15 protein-coding genes are annotated in these 13,373 nt (G+C 61.2%); 8 read left to right on the top strand and 7 right to left on the bottom strand.

Annotation, left to right across the window (positions count from 1 at the left end; genetic code table 11):
• Positions 1–43: 43 nt before the first annotated feature.
• From ispF to rpoS, 6 genes are all read left to right on the top strand, one after another.
• On the top strand, positions 44–517 hold the full coding sequence (gene ispF / locus J1G34_RS14700) for a 2-C-methyl-D-erythritol 2,4-cyclodiphosphate synthase (RefSeq protein WP_057723182.1): 474 nt from the start codon (positions 44–46) through the stop codon (positions 515–517).
• On the top strand, positions 514–1,572 hold the full coding sequence (gene truD, locus J1G34_RS14695; protein WP_222994266.1) for a tRNA pseudouridine(13) synthase TruD: 1,059 nt from the start codon (positions 514–516) through the stop codon (positions 1,570–1,572). Before ispF ends, truD begins: the two co-directional genes overlap by 4 nt.
• On the top strand, positions 1,560–2,309 hold the full coding sequence (gene surE / locus J1G34_RS14690; protein ID WP_065886108.1) for a 5'/3'-nucleotidase SurE: 750 nt from the start codon (positions 1,560–1,562) through the stop codon (positions 2,307–2,309). Before truD ends, surE begins: the two co-directional genes overlap by 13 nt.
• 41 nt (positions 2,310–2,350) lie before the next feature.
• Positions 2,351–2,986 (top strand): protein-L-isoaspartate(D-aspartate) O-methyltransferase, encoded by a 636-nt coding sequence (locus tag J1G34_RS14685; RefSeq protein ID WP_170827533.1) that lies wholly within the window; start codon positions 2,351–2,353, stop codon positions 2,984–2,986.
• A gap of 208 nt (positions 2,987–3,194) precedes the next feature.
• The gene (locus tag J1G34_RS14680; protein ID WP_122461567.1) at positions 3,195–4,031 is read left to right on the top strand and encodes a peptidoglycan DD-metalloendopeptidase family protein; all 837 of its coding nucleotides are present in this window, start codon (positions 3,195–3,197) and stop codon (positions 4,029–4,031) included.
• Positions 4,032–4,136: 105 nt separating this feature from the next.
• Positions 4,137–5,144, top strand: coding sequence for an RNA polymerase sigma factor RpoS (rpoS, locus tag J1G34_RS14675; RefSeq protein ID WP_065886111.1), 1,008 nt, complete (start codon positions 4,137–4,139; stop codon positions 5,142–5,144).
• A gap of 176 nt (positions 5,145–5,320) precedes the next feature.
• On the opposite strand, the gene J1G34_RS14670 is transcribed toward rpoS, so the two are convergent.
• Complete coding sequence (locus tag J1G34_RS14670) at positions 5,321–5,530, bottom strand: cold-shock protein (protein ID WP_002554837.1); 210 nt, start codon at positions 5,528–5,530, stop codon at positions 5,321–5,323.
• Between the two features lie 388 nt (positions 5,531–5,918).
• Between J1G34_RS14670 and dcd the strand changes: the two genes are divergently transcribed.
• Positions 5,919–6,485 (top strand): dCTP deaminase, encoded by a 567-nt coding sequence (gene dcd, locus J1G34_RS14665; protein WP_222994265.1) that lies wholly within the window; start codon positions 5,919–5,921, stop codon positions 6,483–6,485.
• A 108-nt stretch (positions 6,486–6,593) separates the two neighbouring features.
• Complete coding sequence (locus J1G34_RS14660) at positions 6,594–6,791, top strand: hypothetical protein (protein WP_065886112.1); 198 nt, start codon at positions 6,594–6,596, stop codon at positions 6,789–6,791.
• A 22-nt stretch (positions 6,792–6,813) separates the two neighbouring features.
• Here J1G34_RS14660 and pdeM read toward each other — a convergent pair whose 3' ends face one another.
• The 6 genes from pdeM to J1G34_RS14630 are packed head-to-tail and all read right to left on the bottom strand — an operon-like array spanning position 6,814 to position 13,343.
• The gene (gene pdeM, locus J1G34_RS14655; RefSeq protein ID WP_122483339.1) at positions 6,814–7,464 is read right to left on the bottom strand and encodes a ligase-associated DNA damage response endonuclease PdeM; all 651 of its coding nucleotides are present in this window, start codon (positions 7,462–7,464) and stop codon (positions 6,814–6,816) included.
• The gene (locus J1G34_RS14650) at positions 7,464–9,944 is read right to left on the bottom strand and encodes a ligase-associated DNA damage response DEXH box helicase (protein ID WP_222994264.1); all 2,481 of its coding nucleotides are present in this window, start codon (positions 9,942–9,944) and stop codon (positions 7,464–7,466) included. Before J1G34_RS14650 ends, pdeM begins: the two co-directional genes overlap by 1 nt.
• A gap of 57 nt (positions 9,945–10,001) precedes the next feature.
• Positions 10,002–10,766 (bottom strand): ABC transporter ATP-binding protein, encoded by a 765-nt coding sequence (locus J1G34_RS14645; RefSeq protein WP_065893385.1) that lies wholly within the window; start codon positions 10,764–10,766, stop codon positions 10,002–10,004.
• Positions 10,767–10,779: 13 nt separating this feature from the next.
• Positions 10,780–11,898, bottom strand: coding sequence for a succinylglutamate desuccinylase/aspartoacylase family protein (locus J1G34_RS14640; RefSeq protein WP_065936418.1), 1,119 nt, complete (start codon positions 11,896–11,898; stop codon positions 10,780–10,782).
• 9 nt (positions 11,899–11,907) lie between these two features.
• Positions 11,908–12,618, bottom strand: coding sequence for an ABC transporter permease (locus J1G34_RS14635; RefSeq protein WP_065893387.1), 711 nt, complete (start codon positions 12,616–12,618; stop codon positions 11,908–11,910).
• Positions 12,615–13,343 (bottom strand): ABC transporter permease, encoded by a 729-nt coding sequence (locus tag J1G34_RS14630; protein WP_065893388.1) that lies wholly within the window; start codon positions 13,341–13,343, stop codon positions 12,615–12,617. The genes J1G34_RS14635 and J1G34_RS14630 overlap by 4 nt, the downstream gene beginning before the upstream one ends.
• Positions 13,344–13,373: the final 30 nt, after the last annotated feature.

Here is a 13,373-nt window from a genome sequence, read left to right as displayed (position 1 = left end):
AGTAGGTAGAATCACGCCCTGAATTAAATCGGGGCGTTTTTTTATGCGTATTGGCCACGGCTACGATGTGCACCGTTTCGCTGAAGGCGATTTCATCACGTTGGGCGGCGTGCGTATCGCGCATCATCATGGGCTGCTGGCTCATTCCGACGGCGACGTTGTCCTGCACGCCTTGAGCGATGCATTGCTCGGCGCAGCGGCGTTGGGTGATATCGGCAAGCATTTTCCGGACACCGATCCAACCTTCAAGGGTGCGGACAGTCGTGTCCTGCTGCGCCATGTCGTGGGTTTGATCCATGCCAGGGGCTGGAAAGTCGGTAACGTTGATAACACCATCGTGGCCCAGGCGCCAAAAATGGCCCCGCACATCGAATCCATGCGTGCCCTGATTGCCGCAGACCTGCAAATAGAATTGGACCAAGTCAACGTGAAAGCCACCACCACCGAAAAGCTCGGGTTCACCGGTCGTGAAGAGGGCATCGCCGTGCACTCCGTCGCCTTGTTGCTGCGCGCATGAACGAATTTGAATTACTCGGCCCGCGTGCCTATGGCGAGGCCTTGGGCAGCGCGGTGCTGAAGGCCACTGCCGAAGATTTCCAGGTAGACGAAGTGCTCGACATCCCGCTGACCGGCGAGGGCGAACACTTGTGGTTGTGGGTGGAGAAGCGCGGCCTGAATACCGAGGAAGCGGCGCGGCGTATCGCCAAGGCGGCGGGCGTGCCGTTGCGCACCGTCAGCTATGCCGGGCTCAAGGATCGCCAGGCGTTGACCCGCCAGTGGTTCAGCGTGCAACTGCCCGGCAAGGCCGACCCGGACATGAGTGCCGCCGAGAACGACACCCTCAGGATCCTGAAAACCGCCCGGCACAAACGCAAGCTGCAGCGCGGCGCCCATGCAGCCAACGGCTTCACCTTGCGCCTGACCCAGTTGGCCGGTGATACCGCCGCCCTCGATGTGCGCCTGCAATTGATTGCCCGGCACGGCATTCCCAACTATTTCGGCGCCCAGCGCTTTGGCCACAACGGCGGCAATGTCGTCGATGCCCGTGACTGGGCTGCGCGCAAGGCCTTGCCGGAACAGCGCAATGTGCGTTCGCGGCTGCTGTCCACCGCCCGAAGCTTTCTGTTCAACAAAGTGTTGGCGGCACGCGTCGCTGACGGCTCGTGGCAACGCGCCCAGGTCGGCGACCTGCTCGCCTTCACCGACAGCCGCAGCTTTTTCCCGGCCGGGGAGGCTGAATGCAGCGATCCGCGCCTGGCGATCCTGGACCTGCACCCCACCGGCCCGCAGTGGGGCGAGGGTGAGTCGCCGGCGAAGGGTCCTACGTACGAACTGGAACAATCTGTCGCCGCCGCAGAAGCTGACCTGCGTGATTGGCTAGTGAATGCGGGCATGAGCCAAGAACGTCGCATTCTGCGACTGCCCATTGGCGGGTTGACGTGGCATTATCCCGGGCCTGACATTCTGCAATTGGAATTCGTCCTGCCGGCCGGATGCTTTGCCACTGTATTGGTGCGCGAGCTTGTTGATCTGGTGCCGGTGGGGCCGACGGACAACCCATGCGTATTCTGATATCAAACGATGACGGTGCCACCGCACCCGGTCTCGCCGCGCTTCATGCTGCGCTGGCGGATTACGCCGAGTGCGTGGTGGTTGCCCCCGACCAGGACAAGAGCGGCGCCAGCAGTTCGCTGACGCTCGACCGTCCGTTGCACCCCAAGGTCCTGGCCAATGGCTTTATCAGCGTGAACGGCACGCCCACCGACTGTGTGCACCTGGCGATCAACAGCCTGCTGGAGCACGCGCCGGACCTGGTGGTGTCGGGCATCAACCTGGGTGCGAACCTGGGCGACGATGTGCTGTATTCCGGCACCGTGGCGGCAGCCCTCGAAGGGCGCTTTCTGGGTGGGATCGGGTTCGCGTTTTCCTTCGCCTCCCGGCAACTGGATAACTTGGCCACGGCGGCGTATTACGCGCGCAAGCTGGTAGAGGCGCACGGTTCCCTGGACCTGCCGCCGCGCACCGTGCTCAACGTCAATATTCCCAACCTGCCTCTGGACCATATTCGCGGCATCCAGCTGACGCGGCTGGGGCACCGTGCCCGTGCGGCGGCCCCCTTGAAGGTGGTCGACCCGCGTGGCAGGGAAGGCTATTGGATCGCGGCGGCCGGCGACGCCGAGGATGGTGGCGAGGGCACGGACTTTCATGCGGTGATGCAAGGTTATGTATCGATTACCCCGTTGCAATTCGATCGCACCTTCAGTGATGCCTTCAGTGGTCTGGATGGCTGGCTGGAGGGACTGCGCTGATGGCTCGTGAACAGGACGACCTGCTGCGCCGTGGCATCGGGATGACCTCCCAGCGCACCCGCGAGCGTTTGATTCAGCGTCTGTACGAAGAAGGCCTGTCCAATGCGCAGGTGCTGGAAGTGATCCGGCGCACGCCTCGGCACCTGTTTGTCGACGAAGCCCTGGCGCACCGCGCCTATGAAGACACCGCGCTGCCTATTGGCCACAACCAGACCATCTCCCAGCCCTATATGGTCGCGCGCATGAGCGAGCTGTTGCTGGCCGCGGGCCCGTTGGACAAGGTGCTGGAAATCGGCACCGGCTCCGGCTACCAGACCGCCGTGTTGTCCCAGTTGGTCGAGCGGGTGTTCTCGGTTGAGCGCATCAAGGTGCTGCAGGACCGCGCCAAGGAGCGCCTGGTGGAGCTGAACCTGCGTAACGTGGTGTTTCGTTGGGGAGATGGCTGGGAAGGCTGGCCTGCATTGGCGCCCTACAACGGCATCATCGTGACTGCAGTGGCCACCGATGTGCCGCAAGCGTTGCTGGACCAGTTGGCGCCTGGCGGTCGACTGGTCATCCCGGTGGGCTCTGGCGAAGTGCAACAATTGATGCTCATCATTCGCGAGGACGACGGCTTTTCCCGGCATGTGCTTGGCGCCGTGCGGTTCGTGCCGTTGCTCAACGGCCCGCTGGCCTGACATTTATTCCCTGATAGTGAATTCCATAGACGCGGATGTGTCTTACAGCGGGGTTTATAGATTCAACAACGGTGAGAGCCGGCATTAAACACGATGAATTTTTCGTTTCAGCCGTGTGCCGGTAATAAGCCAATGCCCAGTTATACTTGCGTCATATTTCAAGCCTGATACGGGCGTTAATGTTCAGCCACCACAAAGGGAGCGGCGGGTGAGTCTCACAGGTCCTGCGCAGCGAATGAGTAAAACAAGCTTTCAGCGACTGGTGCTTGGCCTTGTCTTGAGTTCCTTACTGGCCGCCTGCTCGAGCACGCCATCCGGTGGTGCGCGGGTGGTCGACCGCACGAATGCGGCACCGCAAAAGCCGATGGTGACCACGGGCCAGTACGTTGTACGCAAGGGCGACACGTTGTTCTCGATTGCCTTCCGTTACGGTTGGGATTACAAGGCGCTTGCAGCTCGTAACAACATTCCCCTGCCTTATACGATACATCCGGGGCAGACGATTCGTTTCGATGGTCGCACCGGTTCGGCGCCTACGGCCGTTGTGACAAAGTCCGGTTCTTCGTCTTCCTCTTCGAGCAAAACCACGGTCTTCACACGGCCGGCAGGCACCGCCTCGCCTTCGGTCGCGACCAAGCCGGCACCCGCGCCATTGCCTCCTGCGGGGCCTGCGCCGACCGGTTGGGGATGGCCCTCAAACGGTGTGCTGATTGGAAAATTCTCTTCAAACGGCAGTTTGAATAAAGGCATTGATATCGCCGGGGATTTGGGACAGCCTGTTTTGGCTGCGTCTGATGGGACAGTGGTGTACGCCGGGAGTGGTCTACGGGGCTACGGCGAGCTGGTCATCATCAAACACAGCGATACCTACGTCAGTGCCTACGGTCATAACCGCAGGTTGTTGGTTCGGGAGGGGCAGCAGGTCAAGGTCGGACAGACGATTGCCGAAATGGGTTCAACGGGGACAGACCGGGTGAAACTGCACTTTGAGATTCGCCGTCAGGGCAAACCTGTAGATCCACTGCAATTCCTACCCCGTCGTTGATGTGTTGCCAGCCTGTTCCCTCACGTAGAAGGAACAGGCTCCAGCGTTGCCAAGGATAAAGGCGTCGCTTGAGCTTGAGGTCGAACTCACCAAAGGACTATAACAATGGCTCTCAGTAAAGAAGCGCCGGAGTTTGACATCGACGATGAGGTTCTCCTTATGGAGACCGGCATCGCTACGGAAACGATGTCAGATAATGAGAGGGCTTCACCCCCCTCGGTTCGCACCAAATCCAAGAACTCCTCCGCGTTAAAGCAACACAAGTACATCGACTACACCCGGGCGCTCGATGCGACCCAGTTGTACCTCAATGAAATCGGCTTTTCCCCTCTGCTTACCCCCGAAGAAGAAGTCCATTTTGCGCGTCTGTCGCAGAAGGGTGATCCGGCTGGGCGCAAACGCATGATTGAAAGCAACCTGCGCCTGGTGGTTAAAATCGCCCGACGCTACGTCAATCGCGGATTGTCGCTGCTGGACTTGATCGAGGAGGGCAACCTGGGCTTGATCCGGGCGGTGGAGAAGTTCGACCCTGAGCGGGGCTTTCGCTTCTCGACCTACGCCACCTGGTGGATTCGCCAGACCATCGAACGGGCGATCATGAATCAGACCCGCACGATCCGGTTGCCGATCCATGTGGTCAAGGAGCTCAACGTCTACCTGCGGGCAGCACGGGAGCTGACACAGAAACTCGATCATGAACCTTCGCCCGAAGAAATCGCCAACCTGCTGGAAAAACCGGTAGGGGAGGTCAAGCGCATGCTCGGCCTGAACGAGCGCGTGTCTTCGGTTGACGTCTCGCTGGGTCCGGATTCGGATAAAACCCTGCTGGACACCCTGACGGATGATCGTCCGACGGATCCTTGCGAACTGTTGCAGGACGACGATTTGTCCCAAAGCATCGACCAGTGGCTGTCGGAACTCACGGACAAGCAGCGTGAGGTGGTGATTCGCCGCTTCGGCCTGCGCGGCCATGAGAGCAGTACCCTGGAGGACGTAGGCCTGGAGATCGGCCTGACCCGTGAGCGGGTTCGGCAGATTCAGGTAGAAGGTCTCAAGCGCTTGCGCGAGATCCTGGAGAAGAACGGCTTGTCGAGTGAGTCGTTGTTTCAATAACGACCCTGCTTGAAGGCTTGAATGTGGGAGGGGGCTTGCCCCCGATGGCGGCGCTTCAGTCGATATAGGCTTCGACTGACACACCGCTATCGGGGGCAAGCCCCCTCCTACATTTTCCCAGGCATAAAAAAACCCCGCTTTTGAGGGCGGGGTCTTTTCGACTAAGTCAGTACAAGTTAGATAACTTGAACTTCTTCAGCTTGCATGCCTTTCTGACCGCGGGTAGCGATGAAAGAAACCTGTTGGCCTTCTTTCAGGCTTTTGAAGCCGTCGGATTGGATAGCTTTGAAGTGAACGAACAGGTCGTCACCGGATTGTGGAGTGATGAAGCCGAAGCCTTTTTCATCGTTGAACCACTTAACGGTACCAGTTTGGCGATTAGACATGGTGTAACTCCTTGAACAAAGTTAACTGCGACTCAGGAAAAGCCCTGGCCGAGACTGAGTGCAAAGAGCAGGAAAAATTCTTGGAGATGGTTGGATCGAAATTCAACATATCGTGTAGAGATTCTCAGTGACACAAGCAACACAGTGACGCCACCTTAACCCTTTTTCCGGAACGTGCCAATGGTATTTCCGCAGGTTTCTCTAATTTCGTCACTGGCGGTGGTATTTATTGTCCCGTAAAACTGCGCCAGGAGCCCCGGCCCCGTTGGCTGGGGGTTATGGACACCGGTGCATTCGTCATTAAAAGCGGTGCGCCCTTTGAACCCCACCGCCGGCCCCGGTAAGATGCCCCACAGAATTTTTCCACCTCGCTATTCAGGACACCGCCATGAGCATCAAATCGGACAAGTGGATTCGCCGCATGGCGCAGGAAAACGGCATGATCGAACCGTTCGTCGAGCGCCAGATTCGTGGCGAAGGTGACGAACGCGTGATTTCGTACGGGGTTTCCAGCTATGGCTACGACGTGCGTTGCGCCGATGAATTCAAGGTGTTCACCAATATCAACTCGGCGATCGTCGATCCGAAGAACTTCGACGAAAAAAGCTTCGTCGACGTCAAGAGCGACGTATGCATCATCCCGCCAAACTCCTTCGCCCTGGCCCGAACCGTGGAATTCTTCCGTATTCCACGCGACGTCTTGACCATCTGCCTGGGTAAAAGCACTTATGCCCGTTGCGGCATCATCGTCAACGTCACGCCGCTGGAACCCGAGTGGGAAGGCCACGTGACCCTGGAGTTCTCCAACACCACCACCTTGCCGGCGAAAATCTACGCCAACGAAGGCGTGGCACAGATGCTGTTCCTGCAGTCCGACGAGGCATGTGAAGTGTCCTATAAGGACCGTGCGGGCAAGTACCAGGGCCAGCGCGGCGTTACTCTCCCACGCGCTTGATAGAAAGCTCCTACGCTTAAAGGGAATTAGTCTGCAGAAAGTGACTCTATCTAGGTGTACTGCCTCGGCGCGTGTGAAACGCGTCGAGCCACGCTTGAGGAGTGCCTTATGAAGATCAACCCGCGAATCAGCGCAGAACTTGCCCGGCTTGAACCCAACCAGATTGGTGTTCTGGCCTGGTCCTTGATGGCCGACCCTGCTTATGCGGGCGGCATCCCCGGCCAACCTGAGCCGGACTATCCGCAACCTACCGAACCTGGTGAGCCGACCCTGCCGGATGAGCCACCACCCGCGCCCGTGGCCTGATCCACGCACGCCCAACCGGCGTTCACTGAACGGGCCATACCTGGTGATCGCCGATCACGAAGATTCGGCGCTCACTGTCCTGTTCCACTGCATACCCTCCGGTAAATGCGCCAAACGCCGGCAGCAGGCTGACGCGATCGCCTATCTGGAAGCACGGCAGGCGCAGGCTCTGCCGACCTCTGCCGCGCAAGCGATACACCGGATGGACATGCCCGGCCAGCACATGATGGCTGGGGTGGGCGTCCGGTTCGTGCTGCAGCGCGAACGGGCCCATTAAGAGAGGCTCGGAAACGACCTCAATGCCCAAGTCGGCAGGCGGATCGCCAGCGCGTTGATCGTGGTTGCCGCGAATCAACGTGATGGGCAACTCGGCATGCCGCGCTCGCCAGGCCCTCAGCGCGCCCAGGGTGCCGCTGGCGTGGGAGCCGGGGCCGTGGAGGAAGTCGCCGAGAAAGATCACCTCATTGCAGGGAAACGCCGCCAGCAGCCGGTCCAGGCGCTGCAGGTTTTCGCTGGTGGTGCCCTGGGGGACCGGTTGCCCGAGGCTGCGGTAGGCCGAAGCCTTGCCAAAGTGAGCGTCGGCGATCAACAGGCTGTGGCGCGCCGGCCAGTACACCGCTTTGTCCGCCAGCAACCACAACTGCTCACCCTCAAGCGTTATCGAACAAGCCATTAACCTTTTCCTTTGTCCGCAATTTTTTCCAGGTCCTTGACCATCCGCGCAATGCGCTCCGAGAGTTTTTCCGAACTCAGGCTTTCACGCATCCGCTCCACCAGCAGGGGGAAGGCCAGCGGCGTAGGTCGTTGGATCACATGCAGGTCCAGTTGCAGCCCCGACAGGCGCAGCAACGTCTCCTCCAGGCGCTGAATGTCGAGTTCGTTGCGCAGGACTTCTTCCCCCGCCTGGGCCAGTAACAGGTTCTGCGGGTCGTATTGCTTGAACACTTCGAAGAACAACCCGCTGGAAGCCTGCACCTGGCGAGTACTTTTCGGCGCACCGGGATAGCCGGCGAACACCAGCCCGGCAATGCGCGCGATTTCGCGAAAGCGGCGCAACGCCAGTTCACCGGCATTGAGGCTTTCTGCCACATCCGTCAGCAGCTCCTGCGGGCTGAGCAGTGCCTCGTTGAAGATATCCGGCCAGTGCACCTCGGTGGCGCTCAGCAGCTCCAGCCCGTAATCATTGACCGCGATGGAAAAAGTCACGGGTTGCCGCCGGCTGACGCGCCACGCCAGCAAACTTGCCAGCCCCAGATGCACCTGACGCCCCGCGAAGGGGTAGAGAAACAGGTGCCAGCCCTCGCGTGACTTGAGAAACTCCGCCAGCAAGTGGTCGCGGGTCGGCAGGCCGGACCAGCGCAATTGCGTCTGCAACAGCGGCTGCACCGCACGCATTTCCGGCCCCTCGAAGCGACCCTGAGCCGCCGCGTCAAAGCGCTCGATCACCGCCTGCGCCAGTTCATTGGAAAGGGGCATGCGCCCGCCATTCCAGCGCGGCACGGCGGCTTTTTTTGCGGTGCTGCGGCGGACATAGGCAGTCATGTTTTCCACGCGCACCAGCTCCAGCAGGCGCCCGGCGAACAGAAAGCCATCCCCCGGCTTGAGCCGTGCAATAAAGCCTTCCTCGACACTGCCGAGGTTCTTGCCGCCGCCGCCCTTGCTCCAGTACTTCAGATGAATACTCGCATCGCTGACGATGGTGCCCACGCTCATGCGATGGCGGCGTGCCAGGCGCGCATCGGGGACGCGCCAGATGCCCTGTTCGTCGGGCTCGACGCGGCGGTAATCCGGATAGGCGGTGAGCGACAGCCCGCCATGGCGCACAAAGGCGAGGGCCCAGGCCCAATCGGCGTCGGTCAGGTCGCGGTAGGCCCAGGCACCGCGTACCTCCGCCAGCAGCGCGTCGGGAGTAAACCCACCGCCCAGGGCCATGCTGACCAGATGCTGCACCAGCACATCCAAGGGTTTGTGCGGCGATTCGCGGGCTTCAATGCGCCGCTGGGCAATCGCATCCTGGGCGGCGGCGGCTTCCACCAGCTCCAGGCTGTGGGTCGGTACCAATGTCACCCGTGACGGCCGCCCCGGTGCATGCCCCGAGCGGCCGGCGCGTTGCATCAGGCGCGCCACACCCTTGGCCGAACCGATCTGCAGCACTCGTTCCACCGGCAGAAAGTCCACGCCCAGGTCCAGGCTTGAGGTACACACCACCGCCTTGAGTTGGCCTTCTTTCAACGCACGCTCCACCCAGTCACGGGTTTCCCGCGACAGCGAACCGTGATGCAGCGCAATCAGGCCGGCCCAGTCCGGCCTGGCCTCGAGCAACGCCTGATACCAGATTTCCGATTGCGCGCGGGTGTTGGTGAATACCAGGCAACTGCTGCTCGAGTCCACTTGCGCCACGACTTGCGGCAGCATCTTCAAACCGATATGTCCGGCCCAGGGAAAGCGTTCGGCAGTGGGCGGCAGCAGTGTGTCCACTTGCAGCTGTTTGGCGGTCTGCCCCTGCACATTTATCCCGCCACCCTGTGGGACCAACACCTCCAGCGCGTGCGCCTGATTACCCAAGGTTGCGGAAATACCCCACACCAGCAAATCCGGGTGCCAGCGCCGCAGACGCGCCAACGCCAATTGCAGTTGCACGCCGCGTTTATTGCCGATCAGTTCGTGCCACTCATCCACCACCACCATGCGCAGATGCCCCAGGCTGACCTCGCTGTCGGCGCGCGCGAGCATCAGTGTCAGGCTTTCCGGCGTAGTGATCAGCGTGGTGGGCTGGCGGCGGGTCTGGCGCGCACGTTCGCTGCTGCTGGTGTCGCCCGTGCGCAGGCCGACGCTCCAGGGAATCTGCAATGCCGCCAACGGCGCCTCGAGGGCGCGCGCGGTGTCGGCGGCCAACGCACGCATGGGTGTGATCCACAGCACGGTCAGGGGTTCGGCCGCAGGCTTGCGCTTGCCGGTAGCGGGTGGGCGCGTTACGGCGAAACGATTGAGGGCTGCGAACCACAGCGCGTAGGTTTTACCCGCGCCGGTACTGGCATGCAATAAGCCTGACTGACCCTCCTTGACGGCCTTCCACACGTCTTTCTGAAAGGCGAACGGGCGCCAGCCGCGGGTGGCAAACCATTGTTTGGCGAAGTCGACGGGTTTTGCCATGCGGCAGCGGACGCTCTGGAGGCTCTAATGCACAGACCCCCCAGGCGCCCCAAAGGTTTACTTCAAGTTGCCGCTCAGAAATTGCTGCAGACGCTCGCTCTTCGGATTGCCCAGTACGTCCGCCGGCGCGCCTTGCTCTTCCACGCGGCCCTGGTGCAGGAACAGCACCTGGCTTGAGACTTTGCGCGCGAAGCTCATTTCATGGGTCACCATGATCATGGTGCGGCCTTCTTCGGCCAGGCCCTGGATCACTTTCAACACTTCACCCACCAACTCCGGGTCCAGCGCCGAGGTGGGTTCATCGAACAGCATCACCTCGGGCTCCATCGCCAAGGCGCGGGCAATCGCGACCCGTTGCTGCTGGCCGCCGGAGAGGAACGCCGGGTATTGATCAGCCACCCGCGCGGGCAGGCCGACTTTATCCAGGTAGCGGCGGGCGCGGTCTTCGGCGTCTTTCCTGCTGCACCCCAGCACGCGGCGCGGGGCCATAGTGATGTTTTCCAGCACGCTCATGTGGCTCCACAGGTTGAAGTGCTGGAATACCATGGCCAACCGCGTGCGCAAACGTTGCAACTCGGCATCGTCGGCCACGCGCATGCCGTGGCGGTCGCTGATCATGCGGATCACTTGACCATCCAGGGTCATGGCGCCGTCATTGGGGGTTTCCAGGAAGTTGATGCAGCGCAGGAACGTGCTCTTGCCCGAGCCGCTGGCGCCGATCAGGCTGATCACGTCGCCGGTTTTGGCCTTGAGCGAGACACCTTTGAGCACTTCATTGTCGCCATAGCTTTTATGCAGGCCTTCAACGGTCAATTTGTACATGGGGCGTGCATCCTCAAGGCGAAAGTAGGTAGCCGCTGCGGTAGGCCTCTGCGCCGGCGACATGGCTGATCACCATCCCGGCGGTGGCCATGCGTCGCAGCGAACGCGCGTAAAGCAGGCCGGCATTGCGGCAATGCACGGGCGTTACGCGGTCGGTGATAGGGTCGATGATTTCGGCGATAAGCTGCCCGGCCTCCAGGTATTCCCCCGGCAAGGCGTGGAACACCAGCAAGCCGCCCACCGCTGTGGTCACAGGCTCCACGCCCGCCAGGGGCGTGGCCGGGTAGGGCAGTGCGGGCTGTGCTGGCGCGTCCCCTTCAATCGCGCCGAGGTGGGTCAGGTAATTGATGATCGCCTGGCAGTCCAGGGCCGCCAGGCCGTGGTTGACATCGCCTTGGCCGCGCAATTCGACGGTCACGGAAAAGCTGCCCATGGGGATCGGGAAGCGCGTGCCGAAGCGTTGCTGCAACTGCCACCACACCAGGGTGAAACATTCATCAAAGGACTGCCCGCCGGAATCGGTGGCCAGCAGGTTGGCCTCCGACCCCAGGTAACGCGCCAGCGGCTCCACCTGCGGCCAGGCCTCGGGCGTGGTGTAGAGGTGCGCCACGGCTTCGAAGTCACAGTGCAGGTCCAGCACCACGTCGGCATCGCACGCCAGGCGCTGCAGCACCAGGCGCTGGGATTGCAGTTGAGTCGACGCGGTTTGCGCGGCCAGGGCGGCGGATAACGCGGTGCGGATCAACCGCGCGTTGTGTTGGGGATCACTGCCCAGCAAGTCTTCAACCTGATCGCCGACCGCGTCGCTGAGGTCGACAAACAGACGATTGAAGTTCTGTCCGCTTTCCAGCTCGTAGCGGCCCAGGGGGACGTCCATCAGCACCTGTTCCAGCCCCACTGGGTTGGCGACCGGCACCAGGACGATTTCGCTGCGCACGCGCCCGGTCGCCGCCAACTGTGCCAGGCGCGCCTTCAAGTGCCAGGCCACCAGCATGCCCGGCAGTTCATCGGCGTGCAGTGATGATTGGATGTAGACCTTGCTTTGCGCCTGCTCCGGGCCGAAGTGGAAACTGTGAATCTGTCGCGCCGTGCCGGGCACCGGCGCAATCAGGTCATGTTGCTGATGACGCATGAGCGCTCCTTAATGGCTCGGCCCGAGAAAGGCCAGCCAGCGGCGTTCCGCCAGTCGAAACAGGCCGACCAGGGCAAAGGTCACCGCCAGGTAGATCAATGCCGCGATGCCGAATGATTGAAAGGTCATGAAGGTGGCCGAGTTGGCGTCCCTGGCGACTTTGAGGATATCCGGAATGGTCGCGGTAAACGCCACCGTGGTCGAATGCAGCATCAGGATCACCTCGTTGCTGTAGTAGGGCAACGAACGGCGCAGTGCCGACGGCATGATCACATAGGCGTACAGCTTCCAGCCGCTGAGGCCGTAGGCCTTGGCCGCTTCGACTTCGCCGTGGGCCATGCTGCGGATCGCCCCGGCGAAAATTTCCGTGGTGTAGGCGCAGGTGTTGAGGGCGAAGGCCAGGATGGTGCAGTTCATCGCATCGCGAAAGAACCCATCGAGTACCGGTTGCGCACGCACGGCGGCAAGGCTGTAGATGCCGGTGTAGCAAATCAGCAACTGGATATACAGCGGCGTGCCGCGAAACAGGTAGGTGTAGAACTGCACCGGCCAGCGCACCAGGCGCCTGCGCGATACCCGGGCGATAGACAGTGGAATCGACACCAGGAAGCCGATCACCAATGCCGCGCTGAGCAGCCACAGGGTCATGGCCAGGCCGGTGATGTGCTGGCCGTCGCTATAAAGGAACGGGCGCCAGTATTCCTGCAAAAGCTCGATCATCGCACGGCCTCCCGTGAACCTGCGGCGTAGCGACGTTCAAGACGGCGCAAGACAAAATTGGAGGCGCTGGTGATCAACAGGTAGATCAGCGCGGCCAGTACCAGGAAGTAGAACAGTTGATAGGTGCTCTTGCCGGCATCCTGGGCTGCTTTCACCAGATCGGCCAGGCCGATGATCGACACCAGCGCGGTGGCCTTGAGCATCACCATCCAGTTATTGCCGATGCCCGGCAGGGCAAACCGCATCATTTGCGGGAAGGTCACGTAGCGAAACCGTTGCCCGCGCTTGAGCCCGTAGGCGGTGGCGGCTTCCAGCTGGCCACGGGGCACGGCCAGGATCGCGCCTCGAAAGGTCTCGGTGAAATAAGCACCGTAGATAAAGCCCAGGGTGATGACCCCGGCGCTGAATGGGTCGATCTCGATGTATTCCCATTCCATGAAGTCGGTGAGGCCGGTCAGCCAGGTTTGCAGGCTGTAGAAAATCAGCAGCATCAGCACCAGGTCGGGGACGCCGCGAATCAACGTGGTGTAGAGCTGGGCCGGGATACGCAGCACGGGCAGGCTGGACAGTTTGGCGCTGGCGCCGAGCAGGCCCAGCAACACGCTGACGGCCAGGGACAGCACCGACAACTTGATAGTCATCCAGGTGCCTTGCAGCAACAGCGGGCCGAAACCCTTCAAGCTGAACGCGCTCAGCCCGAGGGTTTGCAACAGATCTTCGAACATAAATCAGGACCTATGGCGATAAAAAAGCGC

Origin of the sequence: Pseudomonas sp. Wu6 (genome assembly GCF_019891515.1) — a bacterium.
Classification (GTDB): domain Bacteria; phylum Pseudomonadota; class Gammaproteobacteria; order Pseudomonadales; family Pseudomonadaceae; genus Aquipseudomonas; species Aquipseudomonas orientalis_A.
This window is presented reverse-complemented; position numbering and strand designations above follow the sequence as displayed.